Genomic DNA, 24,582 nt, shown 5'->3' with positions numbered 1-24,582 from the left:
GCATAACTGCTGGCTTTATTCATTTAGCATATTATTTCAATACACTACATACTTAGCTTATACATCAACCCAATTGAAACATTTGAATTTGGTGTTACTCTTTTTTGTTGAGCCAATAGCAGTTCAGCAGTAGAAACGGCATCAGCTAGTGCATTATGGGCATTATATTCAGGCAAACCATATCGAGACCGAGTTACGGACAGTGTTAAATCTATATCTTCATGATTACTGATCGCATTCGCTAATTTCTTTTCAATACATAGCGTATCTAACCAAAGTAGCGGTAATTCTCGTAATCCATAAGTTTGAAATAGATAATGGTTAATAAAGTTACGCTCCATCACACAAGCATGAGCAACGATCACTTTTCCTTTTGCCGCTTCAAAAAACGTAGCCATAGCATCATGAATTGAAGCACCTTTCTCTAACATTTGTGGTGTTATATGATTAATAATTACCGTTTCTGGTTTTATCTGAGAATCATTCGTCAAATACAAATGCTGCGCGGAAGCTAAATCAATCTTATTGTTTATGACATCAACCCAACCCATAGATAAAATCAAATCGCTTTCACTGTCTAATCCAGTTGTTTCTAAATCAAGGACAATGTAGTTACTATTTTTAGCTAAATCATGAATTTCAGGACAAGGCTCTTCAACCAAGCAACGTAACATTTTAGGTAGATTAACCGTATTTATGTATTTTTTTCGCTTTCTCTTTATCCCCTCTAAAGGGTGAAAATACGTTAATAACGCCTTCATTATCTGCTCCCAAAGCGTACTTTTGCGCCCTCTTGAAGATCTGCAATAATTCTAAATGCATCTTTTAAATGTTTGCGCTCAAAACTGCCAAAGCTGTTTGGATCAATATTATTGTTCGGTTCTTCACCTCTTTTGAGCGCTTCTAATTGGTGACTAAAGCGATATGACAGTATAAATTCGTATGCACCCAAAATATTTTTAAACGCATCATCACTCAGCATACCTTTCTCGTTCGCCGCTGCAAAACGTTCATCCGTAGCAGACAGGTCACACTCCACCGCTAATCCGTAAATTCGAGCAAGATCAATGACCAAATTAATCGCATATTTTTTTACGTTCAGTGTTTTCTTGTTCTCGCCTGATTTTTCTAATACCAAACTATTGAAGATACCTAATGGCGGATTCGTATTAATCGCATCTCTGACTAAGGTACTCAAAAATTCACGATTATTACGGATGTTACGGTGCAGCTCATCCCTTAATATCGATTCAAATTCACTGTTGCCATAAACAGTGCGGATCTCTAAAAATACACTGATGTTCAACAATCGTTCGTATTCTGGATTCGCGACCCATTTTTTATAATAGTGTTTCCATACATTCAGTGGCTGACACCATTTCGGTGTGGCGGCCATGAATTTTCCTGGACACAATGGGTAATCACAACTGTCTAGCCCATTCGTCACAATCATCGCTAAATGCTTAAAGTAAATTCGATCATTTTCTGTCGCATCATCTGCAAGCACAATCGCACTGTCTTGATCAGACAACATATGCACTTCATTTCGAGCGTGAGAACCTGCAACGATCCATGAGAAATCACACGGCGGAGGGCCTAATTTATCCATCGCTATTTGAATAATTCGACGAGTATATGCATCCATAATCATCGTCATTACTTTACCAATGATTTCTGGAGACACTTTACCTTCGACTAACGCTTCAAAAATCGCTTGGCGCTCAGGCGTAAAACTCGCCAATGATTTTATGCTGCCTGCGTATTTTATTTTTTCGATTAAGAAAATAGCCTGAACACGGTGATTTTGAACCAGATGAGAGGTGGTTAACAGCCCCACCACTTTATTGTCTTTTACTACGGGTAAGTTACGTATATTAAATTGCATCATTGCCGATGCCGCATGCAGAACCAAATCATCAGGCTTAATGGTTAATGGCGAATGCGTCATCACATCACGTATTGGACGATCATACGACACACCATGAGCGATCACTCTTTTGGTCATGTCTCTGTCCGTAATTAAGCCAATGATCTTGTCATCTTCATAAATAACGGCACACGACGTTCGATGTACAATGCGCATTTCATGGGCAACTTGCTGAATACTTTGATCTGACGTCACGACCGCAACTCGACCACTCGCAATATCTTCCACCTTGCGAATAAACAGCCCTTTCTCTTTGTTTGACCAGACCACATCAAGTGCCGATTTCAGACGAACTTGCGCTTGGGACGCAAAATGCTCGGCACAAGCAGGGTAAGTTTTAAACAATACTTGCAGTGCTGAATGAGGAATAATGTACAACAGCGTATTATCTATTGCAGTGGCTTTATACCCTTGCTCGTTATCCATATCAGAATTAAGGAAAGTAAAACCAAACAAATCTTCCGACCCTAATCTGGCTCGTAAAACTCCATCCGATTTTCTCTGCTCCATAGAACCGGTTCGAATGATATAAAGCGATTTTTCTTTCCCGATTTCACACATCTCAACCACTTCACCCTTACTTAAGTAAGTGATTTGAATATGTGCCGCCAATTCTCGTAACGCTCCTTTTGGTATTTTGTCAAAAGGGTCTATTTGACCAATAAATTGGATGATATTTGGCAATAGGGATTGAGGCATAATAATACTCTCCGTGATTTAATTAGTATTATTATATAACCTATAAGGAGAAGCACAATTTATTTAAGCATAAAAAAAGCATACCTAAGTATGCTTTTTAATAAATAGTTCTATCTTTTATACCAATCGATGTTTTGATTCTTGCAGATGATTTGCTGAAGCTTGACGTGCTTTGTCGCTATTGCCTGCCATAATTGCTTCATAAATTTGACGGTGTTCATTAATGCAAGTACTTCCTTCCTCCGAAGAATGAACAATAAAATTTACAAACATTGTTGTAAGGATATTGCCAAAAGGCAGGTAGAAATCGTTGCCTGTTGCATTAAAAATTAAACTATGAAACTTCGTATCAATAGATGTCCAATCCTCTTGAACAAACTCTTCCGCTTCAGATACTTCAACCATTGTTTGGAAAATTGAAGAAAGTTCAATACGTTGCTCTGCCGTTGCAAATGTTGCAGCCAATGCACACGCTTCTGGCTCTATAGCACGACGCAACCCTAAGAATTGAAAGCAAAATTGATCAACATCGGTTAATCCATCCATCCATTCGATTAACTGTGGGTCTAAGAAGTTCCAATAAGCACGATCAACAACTCGAGTACCAATTTTTGGTCGAGACTCTAATAACCCTTTTGATGTAAGAAGTTTTACCGCTTCCCTTAATGCCGTGCGGCTAACTCCAAACTGCTCACATAACGCCATTTCGCCAGGAATAATTGAACCTTGTGGTAATTTACCTGATAAAATTCCACGGGCGATCTCACGAGCAACTTGGACGTGTAGGCTGCGTTTTGAGCCTGAGATTACTTTAAAAGCATCTGACATATTTTCACTTCAATTCATTAATATGTATTATTTATACCTTACTATAGCACCGAATTTATAATGCTCCAAATAAGTACAATAAGAACGTGAACTCCCTTAAACTCTAAGATCTTAGGAACTCAATTCATTCATTTATCAATACAAACACTCCTCATTTGTATGAGCAATATCACAAAAAAATCTTAACTTAGTCATTTATTCCCTTCAACCATCCGTTTTTCTTATAACATCATTGAATATGCAAGGTAGTATTGTATTATAATAACCCATAACAATAATAACTAATCACTTATTAAGTGTGCAACGTTCAATTAAGCGTATGTACAAATAAACCTAAAGCCCAATTTAGCTGGCTTTCTTATGCTTCATATTTAAATTTCAGGTGGTGTACATGTCAATATTTTCATTGGTGGATGATTCAAGCTGCCGTATTCATGTCCAAGTAGCGAGGCAAATCGCTCGTAAGATCTTATCTGGTGACATTAAAGAAAACGAAAAATTACCTTGCGAAATGGATCTTTGTAAGATTTTTGGCGTAAGTAGAACCGCACTTAGAGAATCAACCAAATTATTGTCAGCTAAAGGCTTAATTGAATCAAAACCTAAAGTAGGTACTCGTATTCAACCACGCTCACAATGGCATTTCTTGGATCCTCAGCTACTCGATTGGATTCAAGACTTAGAAGACACTAAACCTTTCCTTTCTCAGTTCCTCGGGCTACGTAAAGCCATAGAACCCGAAGCCTGTGCCTTAGCTGCGACCAATGCGACGGTGGAACAGCGAAAAACGCTGTCAGTCTTATTTCAAAAGATGTCTCTTGCTGCAAATAATTTCGACTACGAAGAGTGGACCATTAACGATCATCTTTTTCATCAGACTATATTCCTCTCAACGGGCAATCAATTTTATATCCCATTTGGCAAGATTCTATCTACCATTTTTAAACAATTCATCGACCACTCAGCAGAAGGCGGCCGTTTTTGCTTAGATGAGCATAAAGCTATTTATGATGCAATCATGTCAGGAAATGCGAATCAAGCTCGAACTTGTTCCCGCATTTTATTAGATGATGAAAACCAAAAATTAGCTCAATTAAAACTAACTGCCTAACACTCAACTCCCCTATTAGTTAGGGGATTACCATTATCAGAAGGTATTATTTTGTCTTCCCAATCCTACATCAAAAAGAATTTTTCGCTCGCTTGGCCTTTAGCTTTTAACGCATTACTCATGCAATCAATGCTAATGATCGATACCTTGCTTGTCTCCCCTTTAGGTGAAATCCCCCTCGCAGCAATGGGTATTGCAACAACGATAATCGCATTTATCCTTGGTATTCAAATGGCTTTAGCCAACGGGACACAATTGGTATTAAGCCGAGCTGTAGGATCAGGCGTAAAAACATCACTATCCAAAGCGTTTTGGGCTGGCCTTACTATAAACACTGTCGTTGCCTTGTTATTTTTGATTTTACTTACCTTCTTTGAACAGCCACTGCTTCACTCCTTAACCGAAGATACATCTCTCCATTTACAGATCAGTAGTTATCTTGATTTCTCAAAATACTTGGTGATTTTTACGGCGTTAACTCAAGTGATCATTGCCTTATTTAATGGATTAGGAAGAACTAATGTTCCTTTCAAAGGCTATTTAATTGAACTGCCTATTAATGCGGTTTTATCTTATGTTTTGATCCACGGCGTTTCATCATTTGGGGGGATTGGGGTTGAAGGGGCTGCGTTAGGCAGTTTAATTGCTATTACAATTCGACTCATTTACTTAGCCTTATGCGTATATTATGACTCTAATGTTTCCATAAAAATCAATACGACAAAAACAGCATTTATTACCAATATTCGGAACCATTTTATTGAGATATTCCCTGTTGCAGCCAATGTAACTATGTTGTCGATTGGTGCGACAATTTATCAATTACTTTATTCTCAACTTAATATTAATGCTTATGTTGCGATTACTTTAGTGATGCCATGGTTACGTGCTGGTACGCAATTTATTACCGCGTGGGCACATTCATCAGCCATTACAATTAGCCAAGCCATTGGTTCTAAAAAAATGGACGAACTGACGAAAAATGTAAATACAAGCATAGATGTTGCCGTTGGTATGTCGTTTATTTGTGCTTTATTCTTCGCAGGGCTTAGCCTTGTTATTGCGGATATTTACCCTGACTTAGATCCGTCCACTTATGACGCTCTTATCATCATTGCTCCACTTTATATTTTCTTACCCATAGCAAGGGGTTACAACACCGTTCATGGTCATGTATTAAGGGCGTTAGGAAAGACAACGGATGTGTTTAAAATTAATTTCACAGGGCAATGGATTATCTCTATCCCGCTTTGTGCATTGGTTATTTTTGGTTTTGATGGTTCGATATTTTGGGCATTTGCGATACAGCCTCTTGAAGAAGTCGTTAAAGCGTATCCGTTTCGACACCTAGCAAGAAAATCATTAAAAGAATTTGATTTACAAAAAGCCAGTAAGCTCATGTACGATTGATAGCGTAGAACTGAGTTCTATTTATACACTGCTCTAATTCCCCTCCCTTTGCTTTATTACTCATGGCCAGAATTATCAATACTGGCCATTTTTAGATCATGAGTTCAAATATAATCACAGCCGATGATTAAATATACAAAAAACGACAGATACTAGATTTATCCTTTATATTCAACAACTAGAAAAATAAAATGCCTCTTTTGGGTTACAGCTGTGTTAATCTCACCGCCTATTGCGAACGCGATGCTATATCATCGCAATCGATTGTTATTAATATATATTTGTTAAGAGTTCTTATGTATAAAATTAGAAAGAAATGGCTAGGCGGCGCATTACTTAGTTTATCACTAATTGGCTGTGGCGGCGGAGATAGCACCGAAGATAGTGCATCTAAAGGGGATGCTCCATTGGTGGTGAACAGTACATTTGCTGCAACCTATCAACAAACAATAGAGAAGCCATCATCAGAGCACGTTGCCGTAAGTTATTCCTCATTAGAGCAGAATAACATTCAAAGCCAGTCTCAAAATTTGAATACAGCAATAAGCTATGATGGAATTCTGGAAGTAACTAATCTTCTAACGAAAGAAAAGCATAAGTTTGATTGGCCTGTTACCCAAAAGATAGATAGCGATGGAAATGTGGAAACTATTTCTCATCGATCTCTAACATTAAAACCAGGTAGCTATGATTTCATCCTACTATTAACAACAAAAGACGTTAAGCTAAGCCAATATATGGCGAAGGCTTTAGGCGTAGATATTATTGACGGTGAAAGCCCTGAAGTTGATTTCATCTTACTGCCTAATTTAGGTGATACCATTAACGATTTCGAACAGATTTCATATGTATCTACGTTGAAGTTTTCTTGGCCTGCAGAAGATCTTGCTGGGTTAAATACTCCACAATTTGGTTTATCTATTAATGGTAACGACGAGGCTGTTTACAGTATCAATAAAGAGACTGGTATTGCTGAATTGATCATGAATGTTGAACCTGGTGAATATCAATTATCAATGCATCTTTATGATGGTGATATGATGGTAGGAAAAACCGAAGAAGAAGATAATACGGTGAACTTTGTCGAAGGCGAAGACGCTAAAATGGACATTATCCCTCTTCAAGCTGACGTAAATATAAACCTAACTCCATTAAAAGATCAGGGAACGTTTACCTTTACCATTCCCGCCGAAGTTATTAATGAAGTCAATTCAGCAGAAGAGTTAGCATTGATCGTTCGTCTTGGTGGCCATAATGTGCCAGTGCAAGAAAAAGTATTAATCGTTCAAGAAGAAAATGGGATTTATACCGCAAGCGATTTGTTTGAAACCGGAGGTCAAAAACAAGTTACTGCCTATCTTACGTTCCATAATATCAATGATGCAACTGAAGGGTACAATACTACACCCTTTGCAAGCTGTAATACTGATATTAGTACTGAACAAAATCAAACCTTAGGTTGTAAACTTGAACTCAAACGCGAAAGTATTATTACTGGCCGTATATTAGGCACTTTGATGCTGAATGTCTTAGATGAAGATCTACAGCCAGCGCTCGGTATAAAAGTCTATGTAAATGACAAACTCATTGGTTTAACTGGCGATACATATAATACAGGCTCAATTAAAGTTAACTTAACTCCTGGCCTACATGACATAAAAGCGGAAAGTTCTCCATTGTCAGCATCTGACAAAATTGACATGAACCCATTGGATGTAGTCAACAAAGTACTCTATTTAAAAGAATCACCAAATATCGGTAAAGGACATTTTGTTGCTCAACCAGAGATTACTATCACCCATGGCTGGAGTGAATTAGGCGTATTAACAGATCTAGATGGCGATGGCGATCTTGACTATGTAGCTCCTCAACGCAACAGAAAAGAGATGATATTGGCATTAAATGACGGCAAAGGTAATTTCACCGTCATGGATACTGCCATTGCACTTAATCATATATCTGAAGCTGTAATTGCTGCTGATATCGACGGTGATGGGGACAATGACCTCATTACTTTAGGAAAATATACCGCAGGAAATGCACATCAGTTTTTTTATAACGATGGCAAAGGGAAATTTACAGCAGGACAAGAAATTATCTTAGGTAAAGACGATGGTTCTGCCTCTAAAAAGTTAGCTCAATTCTCTGATTTTGATGGTGACGGTGATTTAGACCTTGTTGTTAAGATTGATCGAAGTAGTGCCAAAGTATTTAAAAATGATTCTAAAGGGCTGTTTTCAGTACTCCAATATGTGATTGATACATCAACCGATAAGCCATTTGTTATTTCTGATATTAACGGAGATAAATACCCTGATATTGTAGCCAAGGACAATTGGATAAATAACGGAAAGGGAGAATTTACTAAGGATGGAAGTGTATCACTAGGAGCAAATAGAGGCACTTTGCTCAGTGACGACTTTAATAACGATGGCAGTCAGGATTTGTTTTTCTATTCCGAAACATCATATGATCATGAGCGACATAGACTTTTACTAAACAATGGTGCTGGCAACTTTACAGACGCGACCCACAGTTTTAATAAACCTGATAATAACGAAACATTAGCATTAGCAGATGTAAACGGTGATGGCAGTACAGATATCATCATGGCAGCAAACTTGAAGGTAAACTCTTCTTCTGTAAATCAGATACATTTATATGTTAATGATGGTCTAGCTGATTTCGGAACTCCTACGTTAATAGATGAAAAAAAATCGTCTGAACAACTTTTAACGGGTGACATTGACAACGATGGAGATGTCGATGTAATTAGTACATGGGGTGGACAAATGAGTATTTACTTGAACCAACCACAGCCATAATAATTATTTAACTTATCATTTTCGTTTAGGGCATATCTTGAAATAGGAGTGCCCTATAAGTAATTATTACTCACTCCCCTTTTTCTACAGGCATAAAAAAACACTCGACGTTTCCATCGAGTGTTCTAAAATTTAATAGGCCGTTTTCTGGACTTAAGAGCATGTCCTTCTGATTATAAACCAGCTTCTTATTTTATCTTTCCGCTTACTTTCAATCACGACTTTTCAAGATAACCATCAGCGAGATATCATCTTTAATATATTTATCTAGATTACTTCTCTAATTTAGTAAAGTAGTCAAAGATAACTGGTACGTCGTTTTGACCAAGGCCAGCATCAACAGCGGCTTGTAGGTTTGCAGCTGTACCTTGAGCGATTAGAGACTCAGTACCTAACTCTTCACAAAGCGCAAGGAAATAACCAAGATCTTTATTTGCGTTTGCAACAGAGAAACCTAATTTCTCTTCGCCATCTACTGCGTAGAACTTACAGAACTGCATGAATGGTGAATTAGATGGGCCTGCCGACATAATGTCAAACAGTTGTTGACCATCAACACCAGCAAGCTTAGCAACAGCAAATGCTTGAGACATCGTTGCAACGGTTGTCATGCCCATAAAGTTGTTTACAAGCTTAGTCACGTGACCTGAACCCAGAGTACCTAGGTGGAATACGTTTTCGCCTTGCTCTTCAAGGAGTGGTTTAACTTTATTGAACGTATCCATATCGCCAGCTGCCATGATGTTTAAAAGACCATCTTTAGCGTGTGCAGGTGTACGACCTAAAGGAGCATCGATCATGCCTGCGCCTTTCTCAGCAAGTGCTGCACCAATTTTCTTAGTAGAAGCAGGAATAGAAGTACCGAAGTCAATTAATACTGACCCTTCTTTGATACCAGCAAGAACACCCTCTTCACCGTAAACAATTTTTTCAACAACGGCAGAAGTAGTAAGACAAAACTCAACGATATCACTTGCTGCTGCTAATTCTTTTGCAGAAGTAAACGCTGTTGCATTACCGCGAGCTGTAACGCGAGCCATCGCTTCTTCGCTAAGATCCATTACGTTTACGTGGTAGCCGCGAGTTTGTAGATTTTCTACCATGTTGCCGCCCATAAGACCTAGGCCAATGAAACCAATTACTGGTTTAGTCATGTGTAACTCCAAATATGTTATTGTATGATTATATACCTATTATAATATCCACCCATTTATATTTAATCAACCGTTTTTAATTGATCATTGCATTGTTAGTTATGAAGTGTGATGACGCGCCTATAATTTATCACTCACGCCAATAAAACAGAGACATTTATACTCAAAAAGCACCTAATTATAAGGTGTTAAAACTACTAAATAGTTTCAATGCACGTATCTAAATTTACTCTTTGTCGTTTGTTTTTTCAGAAAACCAAGCCAATCACGAAGGGTTCATAAACTTATTAGTGACCATAACAGCAGAAAAATACACACAATTGTATTACTTATTAACATAGGGATATGAAAATTGTGTCATCCATAAAAAAAACCGAATACTCTATGCGAAAGTATCCGGTTTGGTCTTATTTCCCAATCTACAAATTAAATCATTCGTTTATATTAAAGCTGAGCGAACGATCCATTCCATGTGTATGTATTGCCACCAAATTCAACCGAATGCAGCGCTTGCTGTGCGTCTTCAGCTTGGTTTGAAATACCGTAATGGTAAGTATTGCCAGAAGTCGTTTCAATGCGAATAACGGTACCAATAGCGTTGTGACCCACCACTGAAACTGCTTTTACTAACCCACGAGCACCAACAGACGCTTCAATAGATTCGTTAAAGTAACCATGTGTTTCTAATACGGATGCAAATACGTGATTTTGGCCTGATTGGCGTAAAATCAATGCAGGCTCACTCTTTAAGTTAAAGTCAGGATCATTTGCGCCAGTACGAGCAAAAATCACCTCACTACCCTCTACTGCACTTGTTACTAAGCTGTAGTAGCTGCTGTCATGTAACCAGCTGACTAAAGAACTGCCTTCTACTTTACCTGAGCCTACGTTCCATAGGTGCTGATACCCATTATCTTCGCCCAAAGGTCTCAATGTGCTTTCAACTTGGTAATCGAAATCGGTACGGATGATTTGGCCTGAATGGTGAACAGGTAAATCATAGTCATGCTCTGCATCTGCTTCAATGCGGTACACATCAATCACCAATGGCTTTTCAAACTCAGGGAGATCCGCAAGGATGATACTGCGTTGCATATCTACGCCAGTATAGTAATCAGAAATCGTGCCGCTCATGCCTTGCAGCGATTGATCATCTGCAATAAAGAAATGCTTCTGACCAAACTTTGATTCTGCCAGCGCGGTATCAAAATTGTTCTGTGTTTTCTGATCAACCGTTACAGTGTTGTGAGCAACTGTCTGCTTACAATAGGTTTTATTTTCAGGGATATAACGACCACCAAATTTAGGCTCTACGTTTACCCAACGACCAAAGCCGTAATCATGCAAGACTTCATGACCACGGTTAAACACACTTAGGTGTAAACCATCGTAGTGACCGTGATCTAACGCTGAATGGTATTGGTGATCAGAACCGTGCTGACCAAACCAAATTAACGCCATGGTATCGTCGTCTTTTTCATCACGGTGACGAAGAATGCTTACGCCGCCTTTTTCACCTTCTGGGCCATCAGTAACAAATAAGCTACCCCAGTTAAATGGTTTGATTTCATCAGCCTGTTCAACCGCATTTGATAATGTTTGACCTGAACTATGAACCCAAACATCTTGTTGGTGATCAGCCATTCCAAGTAACGTTTCTGTTTGCTCATAACGGTGATAACACACCGATGTTGCCATGATAACGCCTTCATCGTTGATAGAAATCGTTTTCGATGAATCGTTCAGTGCTGGTAATGTTCCGTCAGGGAATGCCGTTTTAAAGACAGAGTAAGATGTCGTTTTAATCACTGAATCATTAAATTCATAAATACCAATTTCAGGCTGACGACGTTCAATCGCTTCAGCAAACAAGTAAATTGGACGCAGTGAGAAACGGTGGTAATAAGGACCTTCCATGTAGTAACCATCAGGCGAAAACAGTTGGTCAAGTTGTGCTAAGAAGCCACCACTCACTTTGTCCATTTTCAAACCATATAACGCTTTATCTACTGATTCTTGGTCATTGATTGCGTAACCACAAATACCAACCGCTGCAACCGCCCATAGACCATGGTTGTGTACGATATCGAAATCGTGCGCGTAAGTTACGACGAACATTTCAATCATTTGCTTTAGAAGATCATCTTCGATTAAGCGCTTTTGTTCTTCTGAAATCGTGTGGTAAATACAGCTGTACGCACAAGAGGCATAAAGCATCCACATATTTTCATTCAATGTCTGGTGGAACAGTTTACCTGGAGGATTAGAATCAAGGCTAACATTGCTTTCAAGCGTTGGGTACACCGTTGCATACGCCGTTAGCATATCAACAATGTAATCACGATATTTACTTTCTTCTGTAATCAAAAACAAACGACCAGCAAGATCCATATGGATGTAGTTTTGCTTATGACGGTTATGTTCGTAACCACCACCTTCGCCGTGACCCGGAACTTCAATACCTACTTCTGCCATGTAAGCATCTGTTTGTTTCATATCACGAGTAAGGGCTTTTCCTAACAGGCTATCCTTGCCAAGTTCTTTACGAAGCTCAGCGGCTTCATCAAAATTCAGTAAAAGTGGTTGATAGCTCATTATTATTTCTCCTGCTTAATCGTATTTTTTTCTAATGAAGACGTTTCTAGCGAATAGAAGCCTGTCCAACTGTATGATTTTCCATTTAATTCTACGGTGTGCGCGGTATTCTCTGTTGCACCAAACTGATTACTTATCATCACCGTTACATTAGAGTGTTCTGTCTGAATTTCAACAACCGACCCTACTACTGTGTGACCAATAACCTGAATATTTTTTACCACGCCGCGAGCATTAACAGATTGCTCAAATTCTTCGTTGAAATAGCCGTGTGTTTCTAGCACTGATGCAAATAACGTTGATGGACCTTTACTACGAAGAATAAACGCGGGTTCACTGCGCAAGTTAAAGCTTGGATCATTCGCACCGGTACGAGTAAAAATCACTTCATTGTTAGCATTCGAGCTTGTGCCTAACCATGTGTAGTAAGTATTGTTTTGTAGCCAACTAACCAGAGCAGTATCGCTTACTGCACCGCTTGCCACATTCCACAAGTGTTGGTAACCAAAATCACTGCCTAACGTATTCAGCTCTTTGTTTGCTTGATACTCAAAGTTAGTACGTACTATCTGACCTTCATACTGGTGAGAGTAATCGTATTGATGCTCTCCTTCACCAACAACGCGATAAAGATCAAGCAACAGTGGCGATTCAAGTTCATCAAGCTTCAACATAAAGACGCTGCGTTGCATATCAAGACCATCATAATGATCATTAGCAAATGCGCTCATACCATTAATACTTGGATCTTCTACTTTAAAAAAGTGAGGTAAGCCATGTACTTTATCTGCACGTTCAACATCAAAGTGGTTTTGGCATTGCTCATCAACGGTAACTGCATTATGAGCAATGGTTTGACGAGCGTACGATTTGTTTTCATCAAGGTAACGACCGCCAAATTTAGGCTCTACGTTTACCCAACGACAAAAACCATATTCACGCAACACTTCTTGACCGCGATTAAAGAAGGTAATACCCAACGTATCAAAATTACCATGACCCATACCATGTTGACCGTAATTCATAACAAGTTGAGATACATCGCCTTTTTTATCCTGCATACGGATAAAGCCTTGTGCGCCAAAGTGACCATCTGGGCCTTCATTTAGCTCAACACTCGGCCAGAAAGGCATATTAATATCATGATTTTCTGACGCTTTTTCATACGCTTTTGATAATTCTAAACCACAAGCGTGCATCCAAACACGGTCTTGTATTTTTGCCATGCCTAAGATATTTTCATCAAGTTCATAGTGCTTGCTGTAAACACTCACTGCCACCTGAACGCCCATGTCCGTGATACCCATAGTACGAGATGAGTCATTTAATGCAGGGAACTCACCATTTGGGTATGCGGTTGAAAGCATTGCTTGTACTGTATTGCCAATCACTTGCCCTTTGAAGTTATAAATATCAACTTCAGGCATATGACGGTGGATAACCTCAGCAAATACACACGTTGGACGAATCGCGTAACGATGGTAATAAGGCCCTTCCATGTAATAACCAGAAGGAGCAAACAATTCAGATATTTGCGCTAAGAAACCGCCAGTTTCGTTACGTTCAATGCCATAAACTGACATATCTAAATATTCACGCTTACCAATTGCTAAACCACAGATACCGACAGCAGCTACCGCCCAAATACCGTGGTTATGAATACGGTCAAAGTCGTGTGCGTATTTAACGGTAAACATATCAAGCATTGGCTCAAAGATACGCTCTACAACCGTATTTCGCTCTTCTTCTGTCATGGTTGATGCAACACAAGAATAAGCAAGGCTAGTAAATAGTAACCAACAATGTTCATTTAAGATTTGGTGAAACAAACGACCCGTTGGATTTGTGTTTTTTTGTACATGGAAGTCAAATGTTAGGTATTTATCTGCATAAATTGCTAATAACGCTTTCACGAAATTGGCGTATTTCTCATCTTTAGTGACAAGAAACAAACGGCCAGCAAGGTTCATATAAGTGTAGTTTTGTTTGTGGCGATTATGTTCGTAACCACCCGCCTCTCCGTGACCAGGAACATCTAACGGAAGCTGCATAAATGCATCAACATCTTTTTTATGCGCTTCAATGGTGTTACCCATTAAAGTAGAACGCCCAACTTCTAGATGAAGTTGCTCTATTTCGGCATCCGTAAGTAAAATTGGTTGTGTAGTCATATTCTTTTTCACCCTCAATCTCAATAAAGAGTATCTAATTTCTATACGTTAACTAAATTATCAAACTTCATATAAAGTAATACAATATTAGCTTTAGTAACACCTTAGCGTTATCAAACAATGATGACAATCACACAAAACAATATAAACAACTGATTTTAAATGATATGAATTTTGTAACAGGTCATTAAATAATCGTAAAAATCGAGAGTAAGTAAATTCTTATTTGATTCACATCACACAAAATAAACTATATTGTATTACAAATTAAATTATTAGCTTATAGTTCTTCCCATCGAAACAATAAATTTAGTTGATACCTTCATTAGGAGAAGCGTTATGAATAATTTTTTTAAATTACAAGAAAACCCGTGGGAAGAACTAGGTGGCGGCATCAAACGCAAAATTGTCGGCTATACAGATGAACTAATGGCTGTTCATTTATGCTTTGATAAAGGTGCTATCGGTGCTCCTCACTCTCATGAAATCCATGACCAAATTGGTTATGTCGTTAGTGGTAGTTTTGAAGCTGAAGTTGATGGCGTGAAGCATGTACTTACTGCGGGTGATGCTTATATTGCTCCTAAACATTTTATTCATGGTGCCGTCGCCCTTGAACAAGACAGTATTTTACTTGATATGTTTTCACCAGCACGCGAAGATTTCTTAAAATAACCACTAGCGCAACCTCAGTTGCTAAGGTAAGCATATGACATCATTAAACATAGCGATCATTGGCGAGTGCATGGTTGAGCTACAGAAAAACGAAAATGGGCTTAAACAAACATTCGGTGGTGATACATTAAATACGGCGCTTTATTTATCGCGCTTAACCAAAAGCAAAGGCGTTAATGTCAGTTATGTAACGGCATTAGGCAATGATCCTTTTAGTCTTGATATGCTAGAAAAGTGGAACGCCGAAGGGATCAATACGGATCTTGTTACTCAGTTAAATAGCAAACAGCCTGGTCTGTATTACATCGAAACCGATGATACGGGTGAGCGCACTTTCCATTATTGGCGTAACGATGCCGCAGCTAAATATCTGTTCGACCAAGAAAATACTGCACAGCTTTTAGATCGCCTTTTTTCTTTTGAGGCTATTTATCTCAGTGGGATCTCTATCGCTATCCTCACTGATAACGGACGTCACGTACTGTTGGCATTTTTAGAGCAATATAAAGCTCAAGGCGGAAAAATTCTGTTTGATAATAATTACCGACCTAAACTTTGGAGCGACCAATCTGAAGCCGTGTCATGGTATTTAAAAATATTAGCGCTTACAGACACTGCATTACTTACTTTTGAAGATGAACAAGCCCTTTACGGTGATGAACATCTTGAGCAGTGCATTGAAAGAACGTCAAAATCGGGTGTTAATGAACTCATTATTAAACGAGGAAGTAAGGATTGTTTAGTCGTACAAAACGATAAAGCAAATTATGTAGCCCCTTACCCTGTAGAGAAAGAAACAATCATTGATACAACAGCCGCTGGTGATTCATTCAGTGCAGGCTTTTTAGCAAAACGTTTTTGTGGCGGCAACGCGCTTGAAGCGGCGTATGCAGGACACGTTGTGGCTGGCACTGTGATCCAATATAAAGGCGCCATCATTCCAAGTGATGCCATGCCTGATTTATCTTTATAATTTTTAATGCGTTACCTAAATAAGTATTCAGATTTAGGTGCGTGTCGTTAATCAAATTCAACATGAGAGTGTAATCATGACAACCTTAAATGAACAACTAGCAAGTCTTAAAGTTATCCCTGTAATTGCAATCAATAAAGCGGAAGATGCCATCCCTCTTGGCCGTGCATTAGTTGAAAATGGCATGCCATGCGCAGAAATCACGTTTAGAACACCCTGTGCAGCAGAAGCCATCCGTGCTATGCGTGATGAGTTCCCTGAAATGCTGATTGGGGCTGGTACGATCTTAACCAATGAACAAGTTGACCAAGCAATTGAAGCGGGTGTGGACTTTATTGTTAGTCCTGGTTTCAACCCACGTACAGTCCAGTATTGTTTAGATAAAAAGATGCCTATCGTACCTGGTGTAAATAACCCAAGCTTGGTTGAGCAAGCAATGGACATGGGCTTGCGTACACTGAAATTCTTCCCTGCCGAAGCATCAGGTGGTGTCGCTATGCTTAAAGCATTAACCGCGGTTTATCCTGTGCAATTTATGCCTACTGGTGGCGTAAGTTTAAAAAATATTGATGACTACCTTTCTATTCCTGCTGTTTTAGCTTGTGGTGGCACTTGGATGGTCCCAACAAACCTAATTGACGAAGGAAAATGGGAAGAATTAGGTGAATTAGTGCGTGATGCTGTTGCTCGTGTAAACTAATAAAAAATTAACAAATTCTTACTATTTATCAGGCGAGCCAATGGCTCGCTTTTGTTATATTACCTCCGTAAACTATTCTGCTTATTTTATCTTACCCATTTTCTACTCTTCATACTTACATCAAACTCTTTAATTTATAAAAATAGGACATCACCCATTTGTATTACTATATAAATTAAAAGCAAGTATTTATCCAAAATAAAGATAGACCCTAAGTAATTGAAATTATTATGATAATATTAAATCATAAGATTATTCATTTATTAACATTAAAAAACATACGTTTCAGATCACGATAAAGACATATTGTAGTACAAATAAAATTTAAACAAGGTAATCTAGATATCAGTTAATTATGATACTTAAAGGGCTGAAAAAAATGACTATCGATACTCTTGTTGTTCTCGCCTACTTCTTCTTCTTAATCGCAATTGGTTGGATGTTTAGAAAGTTTACAACCTCTACTAGTGATTACTTTAGAGGGGGCGGCAAAATGTTATGGTGGATGGTTGGTGCAACCGCTTTCATGACACAATTCTCAGCATGGACGTTTACTGGAGCCGCAGGACGCGCTTTCTCCGATGGTTTTGTTATTGTAATTCTGTTCTTAGCCAATGCATTTGGTTATTTCATGAACTACATGTACTTCGCTCCAAAGTTCCGTCAACTACGTGTTGTGACTGCAATTGAAGCAATCAGACAGCGTTTTGGTAAAACTTCAGAGCAATTCTTTACATGGTTCGGTATGCCAGACAGCTTAATATCTGCGGGTATTTGGCTAAATGGTTTAGCCATCTTTGTTGCTGCTGTATTTAACATCCCAATGGAAACAACCATCATCTTTACCGGTGTTGTATTAGTAATCATGTCGGTAACGGGGGGTTCTTGGGCCGTTGTTGCTTCTGACTTCATGCAAATGTTAGTTATCATGGCAGTGACGATTACCTGTGCTGTTGCCGCTTACTTTCACGGTGGTGGTATCACAAATATTGTCGATAACTTCCAAGGTGACTTCATGTTGGGGAATAACCTCAACTACGTAAGTGTATTCGTACTATGGGTTGTCTTCATCTTTGTAAAACAATTCGGTGTAATGAATAACAGTATCAATGCTTACCGTTACTTATGTGCTAAAGACAGTGAAAATGCTCGTAAAGCCGCTGGTCTTGCTTGCATCCTAATGGTTGTTGGTCCTCTTATTTGGTTCCTTCCACCTTGGTATGTAAGTGCATTTATGCCTGATTTTGCATTAGAGTACGCGTCAATGGGCGATAAAGCCGGTGATGCAGCTTATTTAGCATTCGTACAAAACGTGATGCCAGCAGGGATGGTTGGTCTATTAATGTCAGCGATGTTTGCAGCAACGATGTCTTCTATGGATTCAGGTTTAAATCGTAACGCTGGTATTTTCGTAATGAACTTCTACAGCCCTGTTCTTCGTAAGAATGCAGAGCAAAAAGAGCTCGTTATTGTAAGTAAGCTAACGACGATTCTAATGGGTATAATCATTATTGCGATTGGCCTATACATTAACTCGTTACGTCACTTGAGCCTATTTGATATTGTAATGAACGTGGGTGCGTTAATTGGTTTCCCTATGCTTATTCCAATCTTCCTAGGTATGATTGTTCGTAAAACACCAGATTGGTCAGCTTGGACTACATTGATTGTCGGTGGTTTTGTTTCTTACATCTTCGGTATTTCTCTACAAGCAGGAGATATTGAGCACCTATTTGGTCTAGAGCAGAATCTAACTGGCCGTGAATGGGCAGATCTTAAAGTTGGCTTAAGCTTAGCTGCACACGTAGTCTTCACTGGTGGCTTCTTCTTAGCGACGCAGTTCTTCTATAAACCTTTATCAGCTGAGCGTGAGAAAGAAGTTGATACATTGTTTACTAACTGGAACACACCGCTTGTTGCTGAAGGTGAAGAACAACAAAACTTAGATACAAAACAACGCTCTATGCTTGGTAAGCTTATCAGCACCGCAGGTTTTGGTATCTTAGCGATGGCATTAATTCCAAACGAACCAACAGGTCGACTACTCTTCCTTCTATGTGGTTCAATCGTATTAAGTGTTGGTATTCTACTTGTAAATGCGTCAAAAAATGGGGCTAACCCAAAAACAGTTGCTACTAATGACTGATTAATATCAAAATCCCTATAATCAAAAGCCTTGCAGCTCCTAGCAAGGCTTTTTTTTTGATATAACATTGTGTTAATAATAGAGGTAACTAATCACGCTATAATTAGCTTTTTATACTCTTTATTTAATGATGGACTATTTATGAACCCAGTTATCGATACGATTTTAAACCACCGATCTATTCGTTCTTTCACTAACGAACCTATCTCTAAAGAACAATTAGATACCATCATCAGTGCCGGTATTGCAGCCTCTTCTTCTAGCTTACTTCAAGTAAATTCGATTATTCGTGTTACTGATATAGCGAAACGTAAAGCACTGGTTGAACTCTCTGGTGGGCAACCTTATGTGGAAGGCGCTGCGGAGTTTTTGGTCTTTTGTATTGATTTTCAACGTCACCATGAAATGAACTCAGAAGTAAAAGCGGAATATACAGAACTAACCCTGATTGGAGCTGTTGATGCAGGGATCATGGCTCAAAATTGCTTATTAGCGGCAGAATCAATGAACCTCGGTGGCGTGTATATTGGGGGTTTACGTACTCATGCGCAAGAAGTCGATAATTTACTTGAGTTGCCAAATTACACGGCAGTTCTCTTTGGTATGTGTTTAGGCCATCCCGCTCAAACACCACAAAAGAAACCACGTCTAAGTCCTGATGTCATTGTTCATGAAAATACATATCAGCCATTAGATAAAAGAAAAATCCATGAATACGACGACATCATGTCGACATACTATGCAACACGTAGCAGTAATCAAAAACAAAGTTCATGGTCAGAACAAATCACAGGCAAGTTGTCACAAGAGTCACGCCCTCATATCAAGGGGTACTTGAATAACAAAGGCCTAGCGATTAAGTAATCAATAAACCCTTTACCCCTTCTTTTTTGGGGTATTTGTCCTTCCATATTCGTGTTACTTTCCGCCTCATTAATCCCGAGTTATCATTATGTGTACTTGGGATTTTTAATTTTGATACCAACTAACGAAATTCAATTGGTATCAGCACAAATCTACAAAACAACTAAACTTAATAATTATAATAGCAATGCCTGTAAATGCCGCTCACACATTTATATTCCTGGTTTTGCAACTCTAAAATAGGTAATGTCTTATGCTGTCTATCTTTGATATCTACAAAATTGGCGTTGGGCCATCAAGCTCACACACAAATGGTCCTATGATTGCTGGATACAACTTCACCCAACTTATTCAGCCACATTTAGCGCAAGTTTCTCGTGTTCAAGTTGATTTATATGGGTCGCTCTCGCTGACGGGTATCGGCCACCACACCGATCGCGCGACTATTTTAGGCTTATTAGGCAACCGCCCTGACACCATCAAGATTACTAGCGCAAATTTGGCGATGAAAAAAGCCATTGAAGACAAAGTACTTACCGTTGCCGGTGATCATGAAATCATTTTTGATTATGAAACTGATATGCTTTTTCATAAAACCAACTTGCCATTGCACGAAAATGGCATGACGATTTCAATCTTTGATGCGGCAGGCCAACAGCTTGCCATCGAAACTTATTACTCTGTGGGTGGTGGTTTTATTGCAACCGCAGATGAATTAACGAATGGAAAAAGCACCACTAATGTTGAGGTTGAATTCCCATTCAAATCAGCGGATGAAATGCTAGAAAAAGCAGAAGTTCAAGGATTAAGTTTAGGCGCTTTTGTACTACGTAATGAAGTAGCCTTCCAACCAATGGAAGCGATTGATGCGAAAGCAGATCAAATCTGGAAAGTAATGTCATTGTGTATGGAACGTGGTTTTCAAACCGAAGGCATTCTTGATGGCGGCTTAAACGTGGTCCGCCGTGCACCTGCATTATTAAAAAAACTGGAAGCAAATGCCTCTATTGAAAACGACCCAATGGAGATCATGGATTGGATTAATTTATTTGCTTTTGCAGTAAGTGAAGAAAACGCCGCTGGTGGACAAGTTGTTACTTCTCCAACCAATGGCGCGGCGGGGGTTATTCCTGGTGTATTGATGTATTACCATCGTTTCATTAAAGAGCTAGACACCAAGCAATTAAAAGACTTCTTAGCGGTATCTGGCGCGATTGGTATTTTATACAAAACCAATGCGTCGATTTCTGGTGCTGAGGTGGGTTGCCAGGGTGAAGTCGGCGTTTCATCCTCAATGGCAGCAGCAGGCTTAACTGCGCTTCGCGGTGGCAGTAATGAACAGATTTGTATGGCGGCAGAGATTGCAATGGAACACTCATTGGGCATGACGTGTGACCCGATTGGAGGCCTCGTTCAGGTGCCTTGTATCGAGCGTAATGCAATGGGTTCAATGAAAGCAATTAACGCGTCTCGTATGGCCTTAAAGCGCACAAGTAAGTGTTTAATCTCGCTAGATAAAGTGATTGATACCATGTACCAAACAGGTAAAGACATGAATCGAAAATACCGTGAAACTTCTTTAGGTGGCTTGGCGTTAATTCACATGGCACCACCGTGTGAATAATTTCATCTAACCAATAAACAAAAAAATCCAGAGCTCTCAAACGAGGTTCTGGATTTTTTATAGTTACTATCTAAATATTGAATTATTTTTTATACGGCGACACTATCGTATTCCCTGTCACCGCATGGTGAGACACCATCACTAAATCTTGATATAAAGCTCGAATATTCTCTTCACACAGCACATCATTAGGTTTACCTTCTGCCATCACTTCACCTTGGTTAACCAAGATTAGACGATCACAAAACTCGGCGGCGGTATTTAGATTATGAATCGCAACCAAGGCGGATTTTCCATTTTTGCACTCTTTATGGAGTACATTCATTAACTGAGATTCATGGCCAATATCCAAACTGGCGGTTGGCTCATCAAGCAGCATTAATGGCGTTCCTTGCACTAATGATCGCGCAAAATGCACTAGCTGTTTTTCTCCGCCAGATAAGTCTGTCACGGTTCTAGAGCTTAAATGCCCAATCCCGACTCTTTCTAAGGCAGCTTGGCTTTGTTCTTTAATCACGGCTTTAGAAATAAGTTCTTTCTGTTGCTTTGCATGAAACCCTAACCCAATGGTTTCCATCACGCTAAATGGAAATGCAGCTTCACTGTATTGGGGTAAATAACTCATGCTTAATGCACGTTCTATATGAGAAAGGCTCGATAACGATTCACCTTTAATTAAAATGTCACCCTGTGAATACGTTTGAAAGCCACTGATGCATTTCATCAAGGTGCTTTTACCGGCGCCATTAGGGCCAATAATCCCAACTAACTCTCCTGCATTCACTGAAAACGAAATGCCTTTTAATAGCGTTTTAGAGCCGACTTGATAGCTGAGGTTTAATACGTTTAGTAGCGCTTCTTTTGAATTCATCTTACTCATGCTAAACGCCCTTTTCTTTGGAATCGAATAATCAAACCGATAAAGTAACAACCACCGATAAACGAGGTAATGATCCCCGCTTTCAACTCATTTGGCGCAATAATCCAACGGCCTAACAAATCACATACGAGCAAGAAAATAACACCAAAAATGGCAGAGAACGGCAACAGCTTTTCATGCGTAGGCCCAACCAATAAACGCACTAAATGTGGCACCATCAAACCAATAAAACCAATTGGTCCGGCTATCGCTATCGACATTGCCGTTAACAAAGTAGCGAACATCAATAATTTGAATCGGGTCTGCTTTACATTAAGCCCCATACCGTGCGCGCTTTCTTCACCTAATGCTAATAAATTTAAGGCGCGGCTCTCTTTTAAGAGCAAAATTGAAACGATGATAATAACAGGGGTTGGCCATAATAAATGTTGCCACATACGCCCATCTAAACCACCCATTGCCCAAAAGACAAATTGGCTGACTTCGTATTGTTGCGCCATTAATAACAAGCCCATTCGAGCGCCACCCAATAAACTAGAAAGCGCCAAACCCGTTAAGATTAAAAACAAGATTTGAGAGGATGAATGACGAGATGCAAGCACATAAATAAATGCTGATGCCGCTAATGCCCCCACCGTAGTAAAAATAGGTAACCACATCGGGTTCATAAACGAGAAGCCAGATACAATAGCGATGACCGCCCCAAAACTACTGCCAGAGCTCACACCTAGTACATCAGGACTGGCTAATGGATTTTTAAATAAGCCCTGAGTACAAGCTCCCGCCAACGCCAATGCACCACCAGCCAGAATAGCGGCACACGCTCTAGGTAAGCGAATGTGCATTACAATCGCAGAAGCTAATGGGTATTCTTTTGCTGCGAGTTCGCTACCATTAAGTAAGTAACTCTTAAACATCGCCAATATATCGAAAACTGGGATATGCACTGCTCCAAGGCTGAGGTAAGCCAAAAAAAGACCAATAAACAGACTGACTGAGATAATAATTTGAAATGATGTTAAACGATAAAAAGGCATTAGAGTTTCTTATACGCAGAATGATTAACAAAAAGAACAGCATCAATAATGTACTGACTATAAACGCTTCTTAATACATGAGGCATTTGATACACACGCCCTTCTTTAATCGCAGTGACCGATTGCAATGACGGATCAGACATAACTTCTTGTCTAAAATGCTCTGCTCCATTGTCATCACCATAAACCCAGGCAGGAATAAATAACACATCAGGATTAATCACAATCACCATTTCTTTTGATACTGGCACTTGTCCGTATTTATCACTCACTAATCCTTCAATCGCATTATCTAGACCCGCTTGTTCTAATACTTCATCCCATGTGGAATCTTGCCCGCTAGAAGTACCCCAAGGGTTATAATCGAGTGCCGTTAATCTTTGTTTCGGTTTAACCACATCTTGAGCTAACCGTGCCTTCATTTTAGTAATGACTTTTTCAGCCGCTTCGCTTTTATTAACTATTTCACCAACACGTAATATCTCAGCTTCGATCTCAGCAATCGTTTTTGGGGTTTGAATTCGATAAACCGGAATGCCTGCACTTTCAATTATCGCCAATTTTGACGCATCACTCCAATTGGCAGCAAAAACAATATCAGGACGATTCGCAATGATCATTTCAACATTTAGAGCCAATAAGGGAACAGACTTTGGAAGAATGTCTTTTACCGCAGAGTAATTAGGGTTACTGGCTAAATCCGTGAGGCTTGATAGCGAATGTTCATCGACTAACTCTAATAACACCGCATCAGTAAAAAGGGTTTTAGAAGAAATCTTTTTAGGTTCTTTTTCGATAATGACTTGCTTTCCTAAACCATCAATTAAAGCCAACGGATATACCGTTTCAGCCATTGACGGAAATGAAACAAGTAAAGATAAGATAAAAAAATGCTTAAACGCAGGCCAATGCATGGCAACTCCTGTAAATCGCGTACCTAATAAAATGGCTTACTTCATTGTA

General features: G+C 39.2%; 18 protein-coding genes. 9 read left to right on the top strand and 9 right to left on the bottom strand.

Annotation, left to right across the window (positions count from 1 at the left end; genetic code table 11):
* Positions 1–44 precede the first annotated feature (44 nt).
* The 3 genes from A6E03_RS05375 to A6E03_RS05365 all read right to left on the bottom strand — a co-directional run bounded on the left by A6E03_RS05375 (position 45) and on the right by A6E03_RS05365 (position 3,454).
* A complete protein-coding gene (locus tag A6E03_RS05375; protein WP_065600329.1) occupies positions 45–761 on the bottom strand; it encodes a 3'-5' exonuclease in 717 nt (238 codons plus the stop codon).
* The gene (locus A6E03_RS05370; protein WP_065600328.1) at positions 761–2,626 is read right to left on the bottom strand and encodes a DUF294 nucleotidyltransferase-like domain-containing protein; all 1,866 of its coding nucleotides are present in this window, start codon (positions 2,624–2,626) and stop codon (positions 761–763) included. Before A6E03_RS05370 ends, A6E03_RS05375 begins: the two co-directional genes overlap by 1 nt.
* 117 nt (positions 2,627–2,743) lie before the next feature.
* Complete coding sequence (locus A6E03_RS05365) at positions 2,744–3,454, bottom strand: FadR/GntR family transcriptional regulator (RefSeq protein WP_065600327.1); 711 nt, start codon at positions 3,452–3,454, stop codon at positions 2,744–2,746.
* A gap of 391 nt (positions 3,455–3,845) precedes the next feature.
* On the opposite strand from A6E03_RS05365, the gene A6E03_RS05360 reads away from it, so the two are divergent.
* The 3 genes from A6E03_RS05360 to A6E03_RS05350 all read left to right on the top strand — a co-directional run bounded on the left by A6E03_RS05360 (position 3,846) and on the right by A6E03_RS05350 (position 8,800).
* Positions 3,846–4,565 (top strand): FadR/GntR family transcriptional regulator, encoded by a 720-nt coding sequence (locus tag A6E03_RS05360; protein ID WP_065591896.1) that lies wholly within the window; start codon positions 3,846–3,848, stop codon positions 4,563–4,565.
* A 69-nt stretch (positions 4,566–4,634) separates the two neighbouring features.
* Complete coding sequence (locus A6E03_RS05355; RefSeq protein WP_255310602.1) at positions 4,635–5,975, top strand: MATE family efflux transporter; 1,341 nt, start codon at positions 4,635–4,637, stop codon at positions 5,973–5,975.
* A gap of 296 nt (positions 5,976–6,271) precedes the next feature.
* Positions 6,272–8,800, top strand: coding sequence for a VCBS repeat-containing protein (locus A6E03_RS05350; protein WP_065591898.1), 2,529 nt, complete (start codon positions 6,272–6,274; stop codon positions 8,798–8,800).
* 272 nt (positions 8,801–9,072) lie between these two features.
* Here the strand turns inward: A6E03_RS05350 and A6E03_RS05345 are convergent, their stop codons facing one another.
* The 3 genes from A6E03_RS05345 to A6E03_RS05335 all read right to left on the bottom strand — a co-directional run bounded on the left by A6E03_RS05345 (position 9,073) and on the right by A6E03_RS05335 (position 14,720).
* Positions 9,073–9,954 carry an NAD(P)-dependent oxidoreductase gene (locus A6E03_RS05345; RefSeq protein ID WP_065591899.1) on the bottom strand — a complete coding sequence of 294 codons (882 nt, stop codon included), beginning with the start codon at positions 9,952–9,954 and terminating at the stop codon, positions 9,073–9,075.
* A gap of 444 nt (positions 9,955–10,398) precedes the next feature.
* Complete coding sequence (locus tag A6E03_RS05340) at positions 10,399–12,549, bottom strand: heparinase II/III family protein (RefSeq protein WP_065600325.1); 2,151 nt, start codon at positions 12,547–12,549, stop codon at positions 10,399–10,401.
* Positions 12,550–12,551: 2 nt separating this feature from the next.
* On the bottom strand, positions 12,552–14,720 hold the full coding sequence (locus A6E03_RS05335; protein ID WP_065600324.1) for a heparinase II/III family protein: 2,169 nt from the start codon (positions 14,718–14,720) through the stop codon (positions 12,552–12,554).
* A gap of 339 nt (positions 14,721–15,059) precedes the next feature.
* On the opposite strand from A6E03_RS05335, the gene A6E03_RS05330 reads away from it, so the two are divergent.
* From A6E03_RS05330 to A6E03_RS05305, 6 genes are all read left to right on the top strand, one after another.
* The gene (locus tag A6E03_RS05330; RefSeq protein ID WP_060993237.1) at positions 15,060–15,395 is read left to right on the top strand and encodes a cupin domain-containing protein; all 336 of its coding nucleotides are present in this window, start codon (positions 15,060–15,062) and stop codon (positions 15,393–15,395) included.
* Between the two features lie 34 nt (positions 15,396–15,429).
* On the top strand, positions 15,430–16,368 hold the full coding sequence (locus A6E03_RS05325; RefSeq protein WP_065591902.1) for a sugar kinase: 939 nt from the start codon (positions 15,430–15,432) through the stop codon (positions 16,366–16,368).
* 76 nt (positions 16,369–16,444) lie between these two features.
* A complete protein-coding gene (locus tag A6E03_RS05320; protein ID WP_065591903.1) occupies positions 16,445–17,068 on the top strand; it encodes a bifunctional 4-hydroxy-2-oxoglutarate aldolase/2-dehydro-3-deoxy-phosphogluconate aldolase in 624 nt (207 codons plus the stop codon).
* A 379-nt stretch (positions 17,069–17,447) separates the two neighbouring features.
* Positions 17,448–19,214, top strand: coding sequence for a transporter (locus tag A6E03_RS05315; RefSeq protein ID WP_065600465.1), 1,767 nt, complete (start codon positions 17,448–17,450; stop codon positions 19,212–19,214).
* A 141-nt stretch (positions 19,215–19,355) separates the two neighbouring features.
* On the top strand, positions 19,356–20,078 hold the full coding sequence (nfsA, locus tag A6E03_RS05310; RefSeq protein WP_065591904.1) for an oxygen-insensitive NADPH nitroreductase: 723 nt from the start codon (positions 19,356–19,358) through the stop codon (positions 20,076–20,078).
* A 253-nt stretch (positions 20,079–20,331) separates the two neighbouring features.
* Positions 20,332–21,702 carry an L-serine ammonia-lyase gene (locus A6E03_RS05305; protein WP_065591905.1) on the top strand — a complete coding sequence of 457 codons (1,371 nt, stop codon included), beginning with the start codon at positions 20,332–20,334 and terminating at the stop codon, positions 21,700–21,702.
* 82 nt (positions 21,703–21,784) lie between these two features.
* Here the strand turns inward: A6E03_RS05305 and A6E03_RS05300 are convergent, their stop codons facing one another.
* From A6E03_RS05300 to A6E03_RS05290, 3 genes are read right to left on the bottom strand one after another with little or no spacing between them, the layout of a single operon-like run.
* Positions 21,785–22,582, bottom strand: a complete 798-nt coding sequence (locus A6E03_RS05300) for an ABC transporter ATP-binding protein (protein WP_255310585.1) — start codon at positions 22,580–22,582, stop codon at positions 21,785–21,787.
* Positions 22,579–23,619: an iron ABC transporter permease gene (locus tag A6E03_RS05295; RefSeq protein ID WP_065600323.1), complete on the bottom strand. Its 1,041-nt coding sequence runs from the start codon at positions 23,617–23,619 to the stop codon at positions 22,579–22,581. The genes A6E03_RS05300 and A6E03_RS05295 overlap by 4 nt, the downstream gene beginning before the upstream one ends.
* Positions 23,619–24,533 carry an ABC transporter substrate-binding protein gene (locus tag A6E03_RS05290; protein ID WP_065600322.1) on the bottom strand — a complete coding sequence of 305 codons (915 nt, stop codon included), beginning with the start codon at positions 24,531–24,533 and terminating at the stop codon, positions 23,619–23,621. Before A6E03_RS05290 ends, A6E03_RS05295 begins: the two co-directional genes overlap by 1 nt.
* Positions 24,534–24,582: the final 49 nt, after the last annotated feature.

The sequence above is a fragment of the Aliivibrio sp. 1S128 genome (genome assembly GCF_001691065.1).
Taxonomy (GTDB): domain Bacteria; phylum Pseudomonadota; class Gammaproteobacteria; order Enterobacterales; family Vibrionaceae; genus Aliivibrio.
The sequence above is the reverse complement of the archived record's forward strand: the minus strand, read 5'-3'. Positions and strand labels throughout refer to the sequence as shown.

Excerpts from the sequence above, each read along its gene's own strand:
- A6E03_RS05375 (WP_065600329.1), bottom strand. The coding sequence starts at position 761 with ATGAAGGCGTTATTAACGTATTTTCACCCTTTAGAGGGGATAAAGAGA.
- A6E03_RS05370 (WP_065600328.1), bottom strand. The coding sequence starts at position 2,626 with ATGCCTCAATCCCTATTGCCAAATATCATCCAATTTATTGGTCAAATA.
- A6E03_RS05365 (WP_065600327.1), bottom strand. The coding sequence starts at position 3,454 with ATGTCAGATGCTTTTAAAGTAATCTCAGGCTCAAAACGCAGCCTACAC.
- A6E03_RS05360 (WP_065591896.1), top strand. The coding sequence starts at position 3,846 with ATGTCAATATTTTCATTGGTGGATGATTCAAGCTGCCGTATTCATGTC.
- A6E03_RS05350 (WP_065591898.1), top strand. The coding sequence starts at position 6,272 with ATGTATAAAATTAGAAAGAAATGGCTAGGCGGCGCATTACTTAGTTTA.
- A6E03_RS05345 (WP_065591899.1), bottom strand. The coding sequence starts at position 9,954 with ATGACTAAACCAGTAATTGGTTTCATTGGCCTAGGTCTTATGGGCGGC.
- A6E03_RS05340 (WP_065600325.1), bottom strand. The coding sequence starts at position 12,549 with ATGAGCTATCAACCACTTTTACTGAATTTTGATGAAGCCGCTGAGCTT.
- A6E03_RS05335 (WP_065600324.1), bottom strand. The coding sequence starts at position 14,720 with ATGACTACACAACCAATTTTACTTACGGATGCCGAAATAGAGCAACTT.
- A6E03_RS05330 (WP_060993237.1), top strand. The coding sequence starts at position 15,060 with ATGAATAATTTTTTTAAATTACAAGAAAACCCGTGGGAAGAACTAGGT.
- A6E03_RS05325 (WP_065591902.1), top strand. The coding sequence starts at position 15,430 with ATGACATCATTAAACATAGCGATCATTGGCGAGTGCATGGTTGAGCTA.
- A6E03_RS05320 (WP_065591903.1), top strand. The coding sequence starts at position 16,445 with ATGACAACCTTAAATGAACAACTAGCAAGTCTTAAAGTTATCCCTGTA.
- A6E03_RS05315 (WP_065600465.1), top strand. The coding sequence starts at position 17,448 with ATGACTATCGATACTCTTGTTGTTCTCGCCTACTTCTTCTTCTTAATC.
- nfsA (WP_065591904.1), top strand. The coding sequence starts at position 19,356 with ATGAACCCAGTTATCGATACGATTTTAAACCACCGATCTATTCGTTCT.
- A6E03_RS05305 (WP_065591905.1), top strand. The coding sequence starts at position 20,332 with ATGCTGTCTATCTTTGATATCTACAAAATTGGCGTTGGGCCATCAAGC.
- A6E03_RS05300 (WP_255310585.1), bottom strand. The coding sequence starts at position 22,582 with ATGAGTAAGATGAATTCAAAAGAAGCGCTACTAAACGTATTAAACCTC.
- A6E03_RS05295 (WP_065600323.1), bottom strand. The coding sequence starts at position 23,619 with ATGCCTTTTTATCGTTTAACATCATTTCAAATTATTATCTCAGTCAGT.
- A6E03_RS05290 (WP_065600322.1), bottom strand. The coding sequence starts at position 24,533 with ATGCATTGGCCTGCGTTTAAGCATTTTTTTATCTTATCTTTACTTGTT.